The sequence below is a fragment of the Streptomyces shenzhenensis genome (genome assembly GCF_003688995.1).
GTDB classification, from domain to species: domain Bacteria; phylum Actinomycetota; class Actinomycetes; order Streptomycetales; family Streptomycetaceae; genus Streptomyces; species Streptomyces shenzhenensis_A.
Genome location: NZ_PENI01000033.1, coordinates 20,399 through 37,067, shown reverse-complemented (window position 1 = coordinate 37,067; position 16,669 = coordinate 20,399). Strand labels below are relative to the sequence as shown.

Annotated in this window: 12 protein-coding genes and 1 other RNA gene; 6 read left to right on the top strand and 7 right to left on the bottom strand. The window is 72.3% G+C overall.

The features are described 5' to 3' along the window. Window positions 1-123: 123 nt before the first annotated feature. The 4 genes from CTZ28_RS36125 to CTZ28_RS36110 form a co-directional block, all read right to left on the bottom strand. On the bottom strand, window positions 124-1,452 hold the full coding sequence (locus CTZ28_RS36125; RefSeq protein ID WP_121893973.1) for an acyltransferase family protein: 1,329 nt from the start codon (window positions 1,450-1,452) through the stop codon (window positions 124-126). Further along, window positions 1,449-3,647, bottom strand: coding sequence for a bifunctional polysaccharide deacetylase/glycosyltransferase family 2 protein (locus CTZ28_RS36120; RefSeq protein WP_121893972.1), 2,199 nt, complete (start codon window positions 3,645-3,647; stop codon window positions 1,449-1,451). The genes CTZ28_RS36125 and CTZ28_RS36120 overlap by 4 nt, the downstream gene beginning before the upstream one ends. Then, the gene (locus CTZ28_RS36115) at window positions 3,647-4,441 is read right to left on the bottom strand and encodes a hypothetical protein (RefSeq protein WP_147481247.1); all 795 of its coding nucleotides are present in this window, start codon (window positions 4,439-4,441) and stop codon (window positions 3,647-3,649) included. The genes CTZ28_RS36120 and CTZ28_RS36115 overlap by 1 nt, the downstream gene beginning before the upstream one ends. Before the next feature lie 842 nt (window positions 4,442-5,283). Further along, window positions 5,284-6,255, bottom strand: a complete 972-nt coding sequence (locus CTZ28_RS36110; RefSeq protein ID WP_121893970.1) for a LysR family transcriptional regulator — start codon at window positions 6,253-6,255, stop codon at window positions 5,284-5,286. A 452-nt stretch (window positions 6,256-6,707) separates the two neighbouring features. Here CTZ28_RS36110 and CTZ28_RS36105 point away from each other — a divergent pair, with 452 nt between their 5' ends. The 6 genes from CTZ28_RS36105 (at window position 6,708) to CTZ28_RS36080 (ending at window position 14,386) form a co-directional block, all read left to right on the top strand. Beyond that, the gene (locus CTZ28_RS36105) at window positions 6,708-7,862 is read left to right on the top strand and encodes an MFS transporter (protein ID WP_121894040.1); all 1,155 of its coding nucleotides are present in this window, start codon (window positions 6,708-6,710) and stop codon (window positions 7,860-7,862) included. Between the two features lie 152 nt (window positions 7,863-8,014). Then, on the top strand, window positions 8,015-9,307 hold the full coding sequence (locus CTZ28_RS36100) for an extracellular solute-binding protein (RefSeq protein WP_183154763.1): 1,293 nt from the start codon (window positions 8,015-8,017) through the stop codon (window positions 9,305-9,307). Beyond that, window positions 9,304-10,272: a carbohydrate ABC transporter permease gene (locus CTZ28_RS36095; protein WP_121893969.1), complete on the top strand. Its 969-nt coding sequence runs from the start codon at window positions 9,304-9,306 to the stop codon at window positions 10,270-10,272. The genes CTZ28_RS36100 and CTZ28_RS36095 overlap by 4 nt, the downstream gene beginning before the upstream one ends. Beyond that, a complete protein-coding gene (locus CTZ28_RS36090) occupies window positions 10,269-11,093 on the top strand; it encodes a carbohydrate ABC transporter permease (RefSeq protein WP_121893968.1) in 825 nt (274 codons plus the stop codon). The genes CTZ28_RS36095 and CTZ28_RS36090 overlap by 4 nt, the downstream gene beginning before the upstream one ends. 9 nt (window positions 11,094-11,102) lie before the next feature. Then, window positions 11,103-13,370 carry an alpha-xylosidase gene (gene yicI, locus CTZ28_RS36085; protein WP_121893967.1) on the top strand — a complete coding sequence of 756 codons (2,268 nt, stop codon included), beginning with the start codon at window positions 11,103-11,105 and terminating at the stop codon, window positions 13,368-13,370. After that, complete coding sequence (locus CTZ28_RS36080; protein ID WP_121893966.1) at window positions 13,370-14,386, top strand: LacI family DNA-binding transcriptional regulator; 1,017 nt, start codon at window positions 13,370-13,372, stop codon at window positions 14,384-14,386. The genes yicI and CTZ28_RS36080 overlap by 1 nt, the downstream gene beginning before the upstream one ends. Before the next feature lie 67 nt (window positions 14,387-14,453). Here CTZ28_RS36080 and ssrA read toward each other — a convergent pair. The 3 genes from ssrA to CTZ28_RS36065 form a co-directional block, all read right to left on the bottom strand. Beyond that, window positions 14,454-14,852, bottom strand: a transfer-messenger RNA (tmRNA) gene (ssrA, locus tag CTZ28_RS36075). Window positions 14,853-14,948: 96 nt separating this feature from the next. After that, a complete protein-coding gene (smpB, locus tag CTZ28_RS36070) occupies window positions 14,949-15,434 on the bottom strand; it encodes an SsrA-binding protein SmpB (RefSeq protein ID WP_121893965.1) in 486 nt (161 codons plus the stop codon). 58 nt (window positions 15,435-15,492) lie between these two features. Next, window positions 15,493-16,665 carry a S41 family peptidase gene (locus CTZ28_RS36065; protein ID WP_121893964.1) on the bottom strand — a complete coding sequence of 391 codons (1,173 nt, stop codon included), beginning with the start codon at window positions 16,663-16,665 and terminating at the stop codon, window positions 15,493-15,495. Between the last annotated feature and the right edge of the window lie 4 nt (window positions 16,666-16,669).

Below are 16,669 nucleotides of genomic sequence, written 5' to 3'. Positions count from 1 at the left end.
GCCACACCAGAGCGATATGACTTGCCCCGCCCGCGCGGAACGCGCAGAGCGGGGCAAGGGGGGCCAATCGACGTGACCGGCAAGGCGGTTGATGACCGTTCCGTGACATTGCCGCGTGGGCGGTCAGTCTCCGCGGCGGGTCCGGGCGCGCTGCGCGCCGTTGGGCCACAGCCTCGGACTCCGCTTCGCCGCGAAGTCCTCGATCCAGCCGAAGGCGAGGATCGCCAGCCCTATCAGCGGCCAGACCAGGAAGAACATCCACAGCATGTACGTGGAGTCGAGCGCGGCGGTCGCCCGCTCGCTCTCCATGAACGGGAGGTTGTACGCCTGGTCGATGATCGGAACCGTGGCCATGATCAGCAGGTTGTGCCACAGATAGATCGTGACCGCGCGGTTGTTGGACAGCGTCACCAGCTTGTCCCAGCGCGCCAGCCGGCCCGGCAGCTCCTGCCAGGACGGCGAGTACTGCAACAGAATGACCACAAACCCGAAGGACCACGTCGCCTGCGCCAGCGGGATGTCGTTCAGGTCCCAGCCGTCGGGGCCCAGATGGCCGGAGGCCCACCACAGGCCGAAGGCCATGACCAGCGCCGAGCAGGAGACGGCGAGGTAGCGGGGGATGCGCTTCAGCAGTCCCTCGTGGTGGGCGAAGCCCAGGACCCAGCAGCCGCCGTAGACCGCGAAGTCCGTCACCGCGTTGCCCGTCTCGCCCGGGATGGTCACCAGTCCGGTGCCGACGATCGCGGTCAGGCCGAGGGGGGCCAGCAGGGTCGGCCAGGGCGCGCGCCGGAACGCCCACAGGAGCAGCGGGGAGGCCACCACGAACCACAGGTAGGCGCGCAGGTACCACAGCGGACCCGCCGCCTGCACCGCCCAGGTGTTCTCCAGCAGCCCCGAATTCGAGCCGATCTGCCAGGGGTAGGGCGGGGCGCCGATCGGGATGATGTAGTTGATCAGCTTGACGAGGCCCCAGGTGCCGCCGTTGTCCGGGTCCTTCACCGGGTTCCAGCCGCCCACGAACATCATCGCCAGCACCACCACGCTGAACGCCCAGAGCGGCGGCAGGAGTCGACGGATCCGGCCGCGGATCACACCGAGCGCCGGGCGTTTGAGCGAGCGCGCCATCAGGGAGCCGGCCAGCGCGAACATCACGCCCATCGACGGGAACAGCACGGTCAGCCAGGCCCAGCCGAACAGGTGGTAGGCCACCACGCGGACCAGGGCTATCGAGCGCAGCAGGTCCAGATAGCGGTCCCGGCCGGAGGGCGGCTTGGGGGCGGCGGCCGCCCCGGCCACGGGGGGCGCGGCTCCGACCACGGGCGGTGGGGGCGTCGCCCCGACCGCAGGGTCCGTCGCCCCGGCCGCAGGGTCCGTCGCCCGCTGCTGCGGAATGCCGTAGGACGGCGTCGGCTCCGGGCCCGTGCCGGTACCGGTCGTGTATCCGTGGGTCATGCCACGGGCCTCCGATCACTGCTGCTGCGCGTCCGCTGACGCGGCACCGGTCCGCCCGGCGCCTCGACGGCGCCCGTGCGGCGTAGTTTCTGCCAGCGGAGGCGGCCGCCGGTGAGGGCCGTGATCCAGGACTGGAGCAGCACGACGTACATGAGCTGGCGGTAGAGAATCTGCTGCAGGGGCAGCGAGATGAGATGGGTCATGCGCTCGCGGTCGAGGCGGAACGCGTACGCCGCGCACACGGCCTGGATCGCCAGGACGCCCAGCCAGGCCACGACCGTCTTCTGTGTCGGGCCGAAGATCAGGCCGTACAGGAGGAAGACGTCGATCAGGGGCGCCAGCAGGGGGGCCACGACCATGAACAGCGACACGAACGGCAGGCCCACCCGGCCGAAGCGGCCCGACGGGCCCCGCTCCACCAGGGCGCGGCGGTGCTTCCAGATCGCCTGCATGGTGCCGTACGACCAGCGGTAGCGCTGCGACCAGAGCTGCTGGACGGACTCCGGGGCCTCGGTCCAGGCGCGGGCGTTCTCGGCGTACACGACGCGCCAGCCGTTCCGGTGCAGGGCCATCGTGACGTCGGTGTCCTCGGCCAGCGTGTCGTCGCTCATGCCGCCGATCGGTTCCAGGGCCGAGCGGCGGAACGCGCCCACCGCGCCGGGGATCGTCGGCATGCAGCGCAGGATGTCGTACATGCGCCGGTCGAGGTTGAAGCCCATCACGTACTCGATGTGCTGCCAGGCGCCGATCAGCGAGTCGCGGTTGCCGACCTTGGCGTTGCCGGCGACCGCGCCGACCCGCGGGTCGCCGAAGGGCTGCACCAGCTCGCGGACCGTGGCCGGTTCGAAGACGGTGTCGCCGTCCATCATCACGACCAGGTCGTGCCGGGCGTTGGCCAGGCCCCGGTTGAGCGCGGCCGGCTTGCCCGCGTTCAGCTGCCGTACGACGCGCACGTTCGGCAGGCCCATCGCCTCCACGATCCGTGCCGTGCCGTCCGTCGAACCGTCGTCGACGACGATGACCTCGATGGGGTGTTCGCTCGCCATCAGCGAGCGGACGGTGTTCTCGATGCACTTCGCCTCGTTGTACGCCGGGACGAGCACCGACACGGGCTCGGTCACCGGCGGACCCCAGCTGAAGTTCTTGCGGCGCACCCGGCGGGCGTGCACGCCGGAGAGCAGGAGCATCAGCACGAAGCGGCCGATGACCAGGGTGCCGGTCACCGCGAGGCCGACCACGAGCACACCGGTGATGTCGTCCGCGGCCCGGACCAGGAGGACCCACGCCTTGCCCTTCCACAGGTCGGCGCCCGCGACCGGGGTGAGCGCGCTGGGCGCGCCGAGGGCCTCGGTCAGGTTGTCGAACCGGTAGCCGCGTTCCTGGAGTTCGGGCAGGAAGCGGTCCAGGGCCTGCACGGTCTGGTGGCGGTCGCCGCCGGAGTCGTGCATCAGGACGATGGCGCCCTTGCCGCCGTGCGGGGTGGCACGGCGGATGATCTCGTCGACGCCGGGCTTCTTCCAGTCCTCGCTGTCCGTGTTGTTGACGACGGTGATGTAGCCGCGGCTGCCGATGTACTCCGTGACCGGCCAGGACTTGTTGTCCATGGCGTCGGCGAAGGAGGAGTACGGCGGCCGGAAGAGCGAGGTGCGGACCCCGGCGGCCCCGGTGATCGCGAGCTGGTTCTGGGACAGCTCCCAGTCGATGCGCTTCTTCGACTGGTAGGAGAGGTCGGGGTGGTTGAAGGTGTGCAGGCCGACCTCGTGACCCTCGTCGACCATGCGCTTGACCAGCTCCGGGTAGCGGGAGGTCATGCTGCCGGTGACGAAGAAGACGGCGTGCGCGTGGTGCTTCTTCAGTACGTCGAGGACCTTCGGGGTCCAGGTCGGGTCGGGGCCGTCGTCGAAGGTGAGGACCAGCCGGTGGTCGGGGACGCGCAGGCTGCCCGTGCGGCCGCCGCGGGTGTCGATGACCGGGCCGCCGTCGAGGATCTTCTCCGGTACCCGGTCGGAGGCGGCCTCGGGCTGGATGCGGTGGTCGGCGAGGATCTCGTTGTGGACGTAGCCGCGCAGCATCAGCATCGCCATCAGGGCGACGAGGACGAGCACGGGCAGCAGCAGGCGCATGGGCAGGCGGCGGCGCCGGGAGCCGTCAGGGGCTCCGGTCGCCGCCCCGTGACGGCGGGTGCGGAGTGCCATCAGAGGTTGTGCTCCGGGGACGGGTCGGTGGCGGACGATGCCGTGGAGCCGGACTCCTTGGCGATCGGCGCCGGGGTGGACGAGTCGCCGGCCAACGCGCCGGTGTCGGCGCCGCCTCCGGCCGTTGACTCGGAGGGGTCGGGCGAGGGGCCGCCCGGGTCGACGGGGTCGCTCGGGTCGGGCGAGGACGAGGCCGGGGGCTCCGTGGACGGCTTGGGGCCGGCGGTCGGGCCGCCGCCGCTGCCGCCGGTGCCCGCACCGGACGTGGGCCCGCTCGCCGTCGGCCCCGGGTCGGCGGAGGTGCCGGGCCCGCCGGGGCTGGTGGTGACGCCGGGCTGGGCGGCGCCGGTGCCCGGTTCGGGGGTGATGCCGTCGTTCGCCGTCGGGGTGGCCCCGGGAGTGGTACTGCCGGTGTCGGACGGCCGGACGGACTCGGTGGGCCGCGGGGAGGTGTCGACCTGGCCGGCCGGGCGGTCGTTCTCGCCCGGTACGGGCAGCCAGGGGGCGTCGGAGCTGCCGGACAGGAGGGTCACGACGATGACGACGGCGTAGACCGCGCAGGCGACGCCGACGAGCATGCCGAGGCGGCGGAAGCGGCGGCTACGGCGTCCCGACTCGTCGACGAAGACCGGCCGGTCGGAGCCGTCCTGGCCCCGGGCGGTACGGGCGCCCTCGGCCGGGAGCAGCCGTACGTCGCCCAGTTGTACGGCGTCGAGCTGGACCGTCACCTCGTGCGGATCGTGAGCCGGGTCCACGGCCGACGCCCTGCCGTCCTCCCCGGCCGAACGGGACACGTCCCAGGGATCACGCAGCGCCCCCGAGGGCGTCGTGGCACCGGCCGTACGGGAGAGCCCGGTGGCAGCGGCACCCCGCGCGGGCCCGGCGGAGGCAACGGGACCGGTGGAAGCAGCGGGACCGACCGAACCGGCGAAGCCGGCCGAACCCGCGGAGCCGATCGAACTCGCGGAACCCGCCGAACTCGCGGAACCCGCCGAACCCGCGGGACCGGCGGCCGGCCCGAGCCCGCCGGCCGAACCGCCGCGCCAGGCCGAGCCGCCCGCTCCGGCCGCTGGCAGCACCGCGGTCTGCTCGGCGTCGGATATGCCGACAGCAGATATGCCAGATATACCGGATATGAGAGGCCCGCGCCCCGCTCCCGGCAGAGCCCCGGCCTCGGTCCCGCCGTCCGGGGCGTCACGCTCCGCCGCGTTCCCCCCGCCGGGTCTATCGTCCGGGCCCGCGCCGGACCCACTGTCCGGGCCCGTGTCGGACCGGCCGGCGGAGTCCCCGGCGGACCGGCTGCTGAACCAACCGTCGAACGCGTCGTCGGACCCGCTGTCAGAACCCCGCTCCGTGCGGAGGGCGTTCGTGCTGCCGGTCTCCGGGGATGTCTGGATGTCGCCTCCTGCCACAGGAAGGCCCCGGGCCGTCGCTGCGACTGCGGGCCATTCCGGTTGGGCGTCTTCTCGCCACTTCTTCACGCGCGCACATCCCCCCACGGGACAGTTCCGGGTGCGCTCACGACACCGAGCACCCGTCGACCGAACCGGGCCCCACCCGATCCGAGCGCCCCCTTTACCACAGCGTGCTCGGGCCACGAATGTAGCGCACGCGGAGGATGTGTGGTCGCCGTGTGTCAGTTCCGGGGGCACATCACATCATGGTCCATGGCCGGGATCCATCCCCCGGCGGGCCGCCGCAGCCAGTCCTCGGCGGCCGCGATCTCGGCCGCCGCCCGTCGGAGCGCGTCGAATGCGGGATGGATCAGTCCCTTTCGCCACACGAGTGACACGGGCGAGAGCGGGACGGGATCGACGAGCGGGCGCACAACGGTATGCGGCATGGCCGGAAAGTCGACCACGGCGAGGACCGGGTTCCGCGTCTTCGCCATGATCCGCTCGAACTCCTCGTCCCCGACCGCCAGCGGAAGGGGTGACGCCAGCCGGATGTCCCATCGCTCGAAGAGCTGACGGGCGAGGTCGGTCCACTCGGGGGTGCGCGGATTGCCGGCCCCGGCGTACACGGTCTCCCCCGCGAGCGCGGCCGGCGACACCGCCTCCAGCGGGGCCAGCGGATGGTCCTCGGGCAGGACCAGGGCCATGGGCTCGTAGCGGACCGGCTGCTGTGCGAGGCCGGCCCGCAGCACCGGGTCCAGGCCGGCGAACCGGCCGAAGGACGCGTCGAGCCGGCCCGCGAGGAGTTCGGCCGCCGCCCCGGTCAGCCCGCTCTCGTAGCGGGCCATCAGCTCGCAGTCCGGGGCGAGTTCACGGGCCCGGTGCAGCACCCGGCGGCCGGTGACCAGGCCCGGCGAGTTCAGATCGACCAGCAGGGGCCGGGCCCGGCCCACGGCGGCGAGCAGGTCGTCCTGGGCGGCGAGCACCCGGCGGGCGTACGGCAGCAGGCGCACGCCGTCGGCGGTCAGCGTCACCTGCCGGGTCGTACGCAGGAACAACTCGGCGCCCAGTTCCCGCTCCAGCCGCCGTACGTCCCGGCTCAGCGCCTGCTGGGCGACGTACAGGCGGGCCGCGGCCCGGGTGAAGTGCAGTTCCTCGGCGACGGTGACGAAGGCGCGCAGCAGGCGGGGGTCGAGGTGGGCGGGAGCGGGCACGCCCGGAATCTACAACGGTTGTGCGTGAATCGGCACCGAACAGGTGTTGGACCCCGCGCTCGGCCCCGGGCGACGGTTGCCCCATGCCACCCACGCCCGCCGACGCCCGACCCGAGCCACCCACCGCGGCACCGCCCGCGCCACGCACGGAACCACCCACCGGGACACCGCCCGCGCCGCGCGCGGAACCAGCCGCCGAGACACCGCACGCGCCGCGCACGGAACCAGCCGCCGAGACACCGCACGCAGCACGTACGAAACCAGCCACCGCGGCACCACCCACGGCACGCACGAAACCAGCCACCGGGACACCGCCCCGGACGCACCCGGAGCCACCCGTCGAAGCGACTCCGCGGAAACAGCCGGCAGCACCCCGCGAGGCACGCGCCGCGGCACCCGCCAGGGCCGCCCCCGTCGCCCCCTACCGCCGTCTCTTCGCCCGCCCCGGTGCCCTGGCCTTCACCATCGGGAATCTGGTCGCCCGGCTGCCGATGGGCATGTTCAGCGTGAGCGCGGTCGTGATGATCGCCGGTTCGCGGGGCTCGTACGCGCTCGCCGGCGCCGTCACCGCGGCCGGTCTCGCGGCGACGGCGGTGGCCGGGCCGTGGCTCGCGCGGCTCGTGGACCGGCACGGTCAGGCCCGGATCGCCGTACCGGCCACGGTGTGCGCGGTGCTGGGCAGCCTCGCCCTGCTGCTGTGCGTGCGCTTCGACGCCCCGGACTGGACCCTGTTCGCCGCGTACGCGGCCACCGCCGCCACCCCCAACATCGGTGGGCTGTCCCGGGCCCGCTGGGCGCATCTGCTGCGGAACGACCCCGCCGCCCTGCACACCGCGAACTCCTTCGAACAGGCGGCGGACGAGCTGTGCTTCATGCTCGGCCCGGTGCTGGCGTCCCTCCTGACCGGGACGTTCTTCCCGGAGGCGGGCACGCTCGCCGGGGCGGCGCTGCTGCTGACGGGCATGCTGGTGTTCGCGGCGCAGCGGGCGACCGAGCCGCCGCCGCGGGCGGTGCGCCAGGGAGGCTCGCCGCTGCGCTCCCCCGGTTTCCCGCCGCTGCTGGCCTGTTTCGTCGCCACCGGCGCGGTCTTCGGTTCGATGGAGGTCGTCACGATCGCCTACGCGGACGGGCAGGGGCACCGGTCCGCGGCCGGTGCGGTCCTCGCCCTCCAGGCGGCGGGCTCGTGCGCGGCAGGGCTGTGGTACGGGGCGCGGGGACCGGCCCGCCCGCGGCTCCCGAGGTGTCTGCTCGCGATGACCGTGCTGATGTCGCTGCCGCTGCTCGCGGCCGGCGCCTCGGGGTCGCTGTGGGCGCTGGCGGCGGCCCTGCTCGTGGCGGGCATGGCGACCGCGCCGACGATGGTCACCGCGATGACGCTGGTCCAGCGGCAGACCCCCGAGGGCCGGCTGAACGAGGGGATGAGCCTGGTGGTCACCGGGCTGCTGCTGGGCATCGCCTGCGGCAGCGCGGGCGGCGGCTGGGCCGCGCAGCACGCCTCGCCGACGACGGGGTTCGCGGTGCCGCTCGCGGCGGCCGGCGCCGCGCTGCTGATCGCCTCGGCCACCGCCGTACTCCGCTCGGCCGGGCCCCGCCGTCGAACCGCTTGAGTCAATTCCCGCCGCACCCATTGACGCGCCCACAGGTCCCACCTAACTTCCCCCGTCGAAGCGCTTCGATGTCGCGCCTCGAACCGGTTCGACGGGACCGGAGCACGCTGCGTGGCGACCCCAGAACCATCCGACTCCCCTGGAGGCACAGGATGTTGACGGCACGAAGGCGTGTGGTGGCCGCTGCGGTGATCCTCTCCGGATCCCTGCTGTCGACCTCCTGCGGCGGCTCGGACAGCGGCTCGTCCGACGGCAGGACGCTGCGTCTGTGGCACTACGAGGCTCCGAACAGCGCGATGGGCATGGCCTGGAACGAGGCCGTCAAGGAGTTCGAGGCCCGGCACCCGGGCGTCACGGTGAAGTTCGAGGAGAAGGGCTTCGAGCAGATCCAGAAGACGGCGCCCATGGTGCTCAACTCCTCCGACGCGCCCGACCTGATGGAGTACAACAAGGGCAACGCGACGGCGGGCCTGCTCTCCAGGCAGGGCCTGCTCACCGATCTGACCGCCCAGGCCACCGAACGCGGCTGGGACAAGAAGCTGAGCGCGGGCGTCCGCACGACCAGCCAGTACGACACGAACGGCGTGATGGGCTCCGGCGCCTGGTACGGGGTGCCCAACTACGCCGAGTACACGATGGTCTTCTACAACAAGGACCTGTTCGCGAAGTACGGCATCGCCCAGCCGCAGACGTTCGACGAACTGACCGCCGCCATGGACGCGTTCGTGCGGAAGGGCGTCACCCCGCTGGCCAGTGCGGGCGCCGAGTACCCGGCCCAGCAGTACCTCTACCAGCTCGCCCTCTCCAGGGCCGACCGCTCCTGGGTGGACGCGTACCAGCTGTACCAGGGCGAGACCGACTTCCACGACGCCGCCTGGACCTACGCGGCCACCACCTTCGCCGACTGGGTGAAGAAGGGCTATCTCAGCAGGACGTCCAGCGGTTCGAAGGCCGAGGACGCGGGCGTGTCCTGGATCCGGGGCAAGGCGCCGATCCTGTTCTCCGGCAGCTGGTGGTTCGGCCGCTTCGCGGAGGAGGCGGCGTTCGACTGGGACACCTCGCTGTGGCCTGGCTCGGCGCTGACCCTCGGCTCCGGCGGCAATCTGTGGGTCGTCCCCAAGGGCGCCAGGAACAAGGAACTCGCCTACGAATTCATCGACATCACCATGTCGAAGAAGATCCAGAACCTGCTCGGCAACAAGGGCGGCGTCCCGGTCGCGGCCGACGCCTCGGCCGTCACCGAGCCGAGGGCCAAGGCCCTCATCGCCGACTTCAACGCCCTCTCCGCCCGGGACGGCCTGGCCTTCTACCCCGACTGGCCGGTCCCCGGCTTCTACGACACCCTCGTCTCCGAGACCCAGAAGCTGATCACGGACAGCGAGAAGCCGGACGCCTACCTGGACCATCTGCAGAAGGCGTACGACAAGGGCGTACCGGGGCGATGACCGCCACCGTCGAACGCGGCCGGCGGGCGGCGGGGGCCCGGCACCGCGCCGGGCCCCCGCCGCCCCGCCGCCGCGACTCCTACGCGCTGTACCTGCTGCCGGGGATCCTGGCCTTCCTCGCGGTGATCGTCGTCCCGTTCCTGATGAACACGGGTGTGAGCTTCACCGACTGGCAGGGGGTGGGCGCGCCCCGCTGGTCCGGGCTCGCCAACTACCGCGAGCTGCTGGGCGACACCGAGTTCTGGGCCTCGTTCCGGCACAGCCTGTTCATGGTCGTCGCCATGGCGCTGGTGCCGACGGCGCTCGGACTCGTCCTGGCCGCCGCGCTGTTCGACCACATCGGCAAGCACTTCGGCTCCCCGGTGGTGGCGGTGCTGCGCGCCTGCTTCTATCTGCCGCAGGTGCTGCCGATCGCGGTCGCCGGCATCGTCTGGAGCTGGATCCTCGCCCCGGACGACGGCTCGCTCAACGCGCTGCTGGACGCCGTGGGGCTCGGCTCCTGGCGGCAGGACTGGCTCGGCGACCCGGACCTCGCGCTGTACACCGTGATGGGCGTGATGGTGTGGGTGCAGCTCGGCTTCCCGCTGGTCGTCTTCATGGCGGGCCTGCAACGCGTCGACCCGCAGCTGTACGAGGCGGCCGAGCTGGACGGCGCCGGCTGGTGGCGCCGCTTCGGGCACATCACGCTGCCGCAGCTCCGCCCGGAGATCCATGTCGTGCTGACCTGGTGCACCGTCGCCGCGCTCAAGGTGTTCGGCGCGGTGTACGTGCTCACGAAGGGCGGTCCCGGCGGCGCGACCGACGTGCCCTCCTACTTCTCCTTCACCACGTTCTTCGAGCAGACCCAGGTCGGCTACGGCGCGGCGATCTCCACCGTGCTCACGGTCATCGTCCTGGCCCTCGGCCTGATCGGCCTGAAGCTCCAGACGCGCGCGGAGGACGCCGAGGAAGGGGGCCTGGCATGACCCGAGCGCTGCGCCGCTACCCGGTGCTGATCGCCCTGTGCGTCGCGGCCCTGTTCATGGTGGTGCCGTTCGTGATCGTCGCCGTCAACGCGGTCAAGTCACCGGCGGAGTACTCCCGGCACGGCCCCCTCAGCCTGCCCGACGGCCTCTACCTGGACGGTCTGAAGGACTTCTGGCAGCGTGTCGACTTCGGCCGCAAGCTCCTCAACTCCGTGCTGATCAGCGGCTCGGTGGCCGTTCTCGCGGTGGTCGTGTCGGTGCTCAACGCCTATGCGATCGGCATCGGCCGGGTCAAGGGCCGTACCTGGGTGCTGGCCTTCTTCGTGCTCGCGAACACGCTGCCGCAGGAGGCGCTGGTCTACCCGCTCTACCACCTGAGCAAGCAGGCGGGCCTGTACGACACCCGGATCGGCGTGATCATCGTGTTCACGGTGATCCAGGCGGCCTTCGGCACCTATCTCCTCTCCTCGGTGCTGGGCCGGTTCCCGCGGGAGATCATCGAGGCGGCCCGCATCGACGGGGCGAACTCGTGGCAGGTGCTGTGGCGGATCGTGGTCCCCGTCAGCCGCCCCACCCTCGGTGTGCTCCTGGTCTTCTTCTTCGTCTGGACCTGGAACGAGTTCCTGCTCCCCCTGGTCATGCTGGTCTCCAACGACAACCAGACCGTGTCGGTGGCGCTCGGCGTCCTCCAGGGCCAGCGGCTGATGGACGCCACCATGACCAACGCGGCGGCCCTGCTCGGCGTTCTGCCGGCCGTCGTCTTCTTCCTCGTCTTCCAGCGCACGCTCACCCGCGGCATCGCCGTGGGTGCCGTCAAGTAGGGAGCCCCTGTGAAGTTCACCGACGGCTACTGGCTGTTGCGCGAGGGCGTCACCGCGGCCCATCCGGTCGAGGCCCTCGACGTCACCGCCGCTGGGGGTGCCCCCTCCGGGGGAGGCACGCTGGAGATCCACGCGCCGACCCGGCCCGTCCGCCACCGCGGCGACCTGCTGAAGGGACCGGTCGTGACGATCAGCGCGCACGCCCCGATGCCCGGCGTCATCGGCATCACCTTCACCCACTTCGAGGGCGAGCAGCCGCGCGGCCCCCGGTTCGCGGTGCGCCGGGAGGAGGGCGCGGCACAGGTCTCGTACGACGACGAGCACGCGACACTCACCTCCGGCGCGCTGTCGGTCCGGGTGGCCCGCACCGGCCCCTGGCGGGTCGACTTCCTCGCCGACGGGCGCACCCTGACCGGCAGCGGCCCCCGGGGCATGGGCATCATGCGGGACGCGACCGGCGCCCACTACCTGCGCGAGCAACTGGATCTCGGGGTGGGGACCGGCGTCTACGGCCTCGGCGAGCGCTTCGGCCCGCTGGTCAGGAACGGCCAGGTGGTCGACATCTGGAACGCCGACGGCGGCACGGCCACCGAACAGGCCTACAAGAACGCCCCGTTCTACCTCACCGACGCCGGCTACGGCGTCTTCGTCGACCACCCCGGCAAGGTGTCCTTCGAGGTCGGCTCGGAGGCCGTGTCCCGGGTCCAGTTCAGCGTCGAGTCCCAGCAGTTGACGTACTACGTCATCCACGGCCCGGCCCCGAAGGACATCCTCCGCAGATACACCGCTCTCACCGGCCGCCCGGCCCTGCCGCCCGCCTGGTCGTTCGGGCTGTGGCTGTCGACGTCGTTCACCACGTCGTACGACGAGGAGACGGTGACGTCCTTCATCGAGGGCATGCGGGAGCGCGGACTGCCGCTGTCCGTCTTCCACTTCGACTGTTTCTGGATGCGCGAGTTCCACTGGTGCGACTTCCGCTGGGACCCGCGGGTGTTCCCGGACCCGGAGGGCATGCTGGCGCGGCTGAAGGAGCGCGGCCTGCGGGTCTGCGTGTGGATCAACCCGTACATCGCCCAGCGCTCCCCGCTGTTCGCGGAGGGCAGGGCCCTCGGCCATCTGCTGAAGCGGCCGGACGGCGCCGTGTGGCAGTGGGACCTGTGGCAGCCCGGCATGGCGCTGGTCGACTTCACCAGCCCGGCCGCCCGCGCCTGGTACGCCGCCGAGCTGGCGGCGCTGCTCGCGCAGGGCGTCGACTGTTTCAAGACCGACTTCGGGGAGCGCGTCCCGGTCGATGTGGCGTGGGCCGACGGCTCCGACCCGGAACGGATGCACAACTACTACACCTACCTCTACAACCGCACCGTCTTCGACGTGCTGCGCAAGCACCGGGGCGAGGGCGAGGCGGTGGTGTTCGCACGGTCGGCGACCAGCGGGAGCCAGCGGTTCCCGGTGCACTGGGGCGGCGACTGCGAGGCGACGTACGAGTCGATGGCCGAGTCGCTGCGCGGCGGGCTGTCGCTGGGGCTGTCCGGGTTCGGCTTCTGGAGCCACGACATCGGCGGCTTCGAGGGCACCCCGACGCCCGCGCTGTTCAAACGGTGGATCGCCTTCGGCCTGCTGTCCTCGCACAGCCGGCTGCACGGGTCGTCGTCGTACCGGGTGCCGTGGCTGTTCGACGAGGAGTCCGTCGACGTGCTGCGCCACTTCACCCGGCTGAAGCTGCGCCTGATGCCCTACCTCTACGAAGTGGCGCGCACCGCCCACGCCGAGGGCGTGCCGGTGATGCGGGCGATGGTGCTGGAGTTCCCGGACGACCCCGGCTGCGCGCATCTGGAGCGGCAGTATCTGCTCGGCCCCGATCTGCTGGTCGCACCGGTGTTCAGCGACGAGGGGGACGTGGCGTACTACGTGCCCGAGGGCACCTGGACCCGGTTCGCCGACGGGCGGACGGTGACCGGGCCGCGCTGGGTGCGCGAGCGGCACGGCTTTCTGAGCGTGCCGCTCCTCGTCCGGCCGGGCGCGGTGATCCCGGTGGGCGCGGTGGACGACCGGCCGGACTACGACCACGCGGACGGGGTCACGCTGCACGCCTACCGGCCGGCGCGGGGCGCGCAGGTGACGGTGCGGGTCGGGGACGTGACCTTCACCGTCGTCCGGGAGGGCGACACCCTGCGGGCCTCGTCCAGCGATCCCGCGCGGCCCTGGGCGCTCGCGGCCGGTGAGCGGATCGCGCGGGCCCGGGCCGGGACCGGGTTCCTCACGGTGGAGCTGGGCTGATGGTCAAGATCACCGATGTGGCGCGGCACGCCGGGGTCGCCCCCAGCACCGTCTCCTACGCCCTGAGCGGCAAGCGCCCGATCTCCGAGGAGACCCGGCGGCGCATCGCGGCGTCCATCCGTGAGCTGGGCTACCGCCCGCACGCGGGCGCCCGCGCCCTGGCCGGCAGCCGCTCCGACGTCCTCGCGCTGGTGGTCCCGCTGCGCGCGGGCGTCCATGTGCCGGTCGTCATGCAGTGCGCGGTGTCGGTGGTGACCGCGGCCCGGCGCCACGGCCACGATGTGCTGCTGCTCACCCAGGAGGAGGGCGCGGAGGGGCTGCGGCATGTTGTCAGCGGGGCCACCGCGCTGGTGGACGCGCTGATCGTGCTGGACGTCCAGCTGCACGATCACCGGCTGCCGCTGCTGCGCGCGCTGGACCGGCCGTCCGTGCTGATCGGGTTTCCCGCCGAGCCGGCGGGCCTGACCTGTGTCGACCTCGACTTCGAGGCGGCCGGCGAGCTGTGCGTGGAACGGCTGGCGGGGCTCGGGCACCGGGTCGTGGCGCTGGTCGGCGCGCCGCCCGAGGTGTATGCGCGCCGGACGGCGTTCGCCGAGCGGGTGGTGCGGGGGTTCACCGCGGCGGCCGGCCGGCGGGGGCTCGTCTCGGCCGTCCACCCGTGCGAGGCCACGTCGGCCGCCGCCCGGCGGGTCGCCGAGCGGCTGCTGCGCGAGCAGCCCGCGCTGACCGGGGTCGTCGTGCACAACGAGGCGGTGCTGGAACCGCTGATCGAGGCCTTCGGACAGCTCGGGCTGCGGGTCCCCGGTGATCTGTCCGTCACCGCGATCTGCCCCGCCGAGCTCGCCGGGTCGCTGCGTGTCCCGGTCACCTCGGTGGCCCTGCCGGCCGCCGAACTCGGCGAGCGCGCGGTGGAGTTGCTGATGGGGAAGCTGGCCGGCGCCGAGGTCCCGGCGGCGACGCTGCTCGCCCCGCACCTGACCGAGCGGGCCAGCACCAGGCCCCGTACGGCGCCCTGAGACCAGCGCGCGCATGACGAAGGCGACGTGGCCCGCGTTGTCCGCGGGCGCACGTCGCCTGTCGTCGTCGTGGAGATGGCGGGAATCGAACCCGCGTCCAACGGTGCGGAACCAGGGCTTCTCCGTGTGCAGTCCGCTGCGCTTTTCTCAGCCCCGGAGATCACGCGGACAAGTCTCCGACGGGCTCAGTCACTGTTTGGTTTCCCTCTTCACCCCGTGACCGGGATCAAGGTTTAGTCCCCTAGCTGATGCCAGGATCCGGGTCGGGAACAGCCCCGGGCTGACACTCCCTTTAGTAGGAGGCTCGCTCTTGCTGCCTATCAGGCAGCGAGGGCGAAGGCCTGCTGGGAGGAATCGCGCTTGGTATTGGCGATTATTTTTTTCGGCCTGTGGTTTACGAGATCATGGCCGCTTCCTCGACACGCTTCCCCTGCTTCGACAGCCGCTGTCGAAACCGATCATCCCCATGTTGAGTTTTCAAATCCGCGCACCCGCCCCGGGGTGCGTTGTCATCGTACGTGACCAACGCACCCGCATGCCAGCGCATTCCCGCGGCGGGCGGTCACGCCTGGCTGCGCTGCCTGCGCCGGGCCGCCGCCACCGCGCGGTCCGCCTCGCGCCGGTCCTGCTTCTCGCGCAGCGTCTGCCGCTTGTCGTACTCCTTCTTGCCCCTCGCGAGCGCGATCTCGATCTTGGCCCGGCCGTCCTTGAAGTACAGCGCGAGCGGCACGATCGTGTGCCCGGTCTCCTGGATCTTGGACTCCAGCTTCTCGATCTCCGCGCGGTGCAGCAGCAGCTTCCGCTTGCGGCGTGCGCTGTGGTTGGTCCAGGTGCCCTGGCTGTACTCCGGCACGTGCACGTTGTGCAGCCACGCCTCGTGCGCGTCGAGCTGCACGAAGCCGTCGACCAGCGAGGCCCGTCCCTGGCGCAGCGACTTCACCTCGGTACCGGTGAGGACCAGACCGGCCTCATAGGTGTCGAGGATGTGGTAGTCGTGCCGCGCCTTCTTGTTCTGCGCGATCAGCTTGCGCCCTTTTTCCTTAGCCATAGTGCCGACCATTTTCGCACCATGGAGGGGGTGCGGGGGAAGCCGATAAACCGCGGCGCTACGACGGGTCGCCGAGCCCGCTGAGCACGGTCTCCGCCCGCTCCAGCGCCCGCCGGTCGGCCACCAGGTCCGGGGTGATGCCCCGGCCGTCGACGGTGTGCCCCGAGGGGGTGCGGTAGTGGCCGACGGTCAGCTCGGCGACGGCGCCGTCGGGCAGCCGGGTCGGCATCTGGATCGCGCCCTTGCCGAAGGTGCGGGAGCCGACGACGACCGCGCGGCCCCGGTCCTGGAGGGCGCCGGTGAGCAGTTCGGCCGCGCTCATCGTCCCGCCGTCGACGAGCGCGACCAGGGCGGTGGTGGTGTCGCCGCCGTCCTCGGCGTGCAGGGCGCGCTGCTCGCCGTCGACGTCGTAGGTGGCCACGAGTCCGCCGTCGAGGAAGGCCGAGGCCGCGGTGACGGCCTCGGTGACCAGGCCGCCGGAGTTGCCGCGCAGGTCGAGGACGATCCCGGCGCCGGCCGGTGCCCGCCGCACGGCGCTGCGCACGACGTCGCCCGAGCCCTTGGTGAAGGCGCCGATCCTGATGACGGTGACGCCCGTGGCGAGCGTGCGGACGGTCACGGAGTCGGTGGACAGCCGGGCCCGGCGCAGGGTCTCGTGCCAGGTGCGGGGGCCGCGCTCCAGGCCGAGCCGGACGGCGGTGCCGGCGGGCGCGTCCAGCGCGTCGCCGCGCAGCAGGGAGACCACCTCGGTGACCGGCCGCCCGTCGACCTCGGTGCCGTCGACGCTGCGCAGCCGGTCGCCCTTGCGGAGCCCGGCGGCGGCCGCGGGCGAGCCGGACTGCACCCGGGTCACCTCGATACGGCCGTCGCCCGCGCGCCGCGCCCACAGGCCGACGCCGGTGTACTGGCCGTCGAGGGCCTCCTCGAACTCCTGGTACTCGCCCCGGGAGTACACGGCGCCCCAGCGGTCCCCGCTGCGGCTCACGGCGCGTTCGGCCGCCTCCATGGGGGACTCGCCGTCGGCCATGGCCTCGGCGGCGGCCTTCTGGACGGCATCGGGCCGGATGGTCGCGCGGGCCGCTTCCTGGGGGAGGGCCCCGCGACCGGAGTGCGCGGGGTCGGGGAAGGAGCCGGTCGCGGCGCCGGTGACGAGCGCACCGGCGAAGACCAACGTCAGGGCCGCCCCGCGGCGGAGGCGGCGGGGCTGACAGAAGGGGTCGCGGCCTGACATGCCG

What these genes read in the sequence shown, in the direction of transcription:
- smpB (WP_121893965.1), bottom strand. Translation starts at nt 15,434, where the DNA reads ATGGCTAAGGAAAAAGGGCGCAAGCTGATCGCGCAGAACAAGAAGGCG.
- CTZ28_RS36080 (WP_121893966.1), top strand. Translation starts at nt 13,370, where the DNA reads ATGGTCAAGATCACCGATGTGGCGCGGCACGCCGGGGTCGCCCCCAGC.
- CTZ28_RS36065 (WP_121893964.1), bottom strand. Translation starts at nt 16,665, where the DNA reads ATGTCAGGCCGCGACCCCTTCTGTCAGCCCCGCCGCCTCCGCCGCGGG.
- CTZ28_RS36090 (WP_121893968.1), top strand. Translation starts at nt 10,269, where the DNA reads ATGACCCGAGCGCTGCGCCGCTACCCGGTGCTGATCGCCCTGTGCGTC.
- CTZ28_RS36125 (WP_121893973.1), bottom strand. Translation starts at nt 1,452, where the DNA reads ATGACCCACGGATACACGACCGGTACCGGCACGGGCCCGGAGCCGACG.
- CTZ28_RS36120 (WP_121893972.1), bottom strand. Translation starts at nt 3,647, where the DNA reads ATGGCACTCCGCACCCGCCGTCACGGGGCGGCGACCGGAGCCCCTGAC.
- CTZ28_RS36095 (WP_121893969.1), top strand. Translation starts at nt 9,304, where the DNA reads ATGACCGCCACCGTCGAACGCGGCCGGCGGGCGGCGGGGGCCCGGCAC.
- CTZ28_RS36100 (WP_183154763.1), top strand. Translation starts at nt 8,015, where the DNA reads ATGTTGACGGCACGAAGGCGTGTGGTGGCCGCTGCGGTGATCCTCTCC.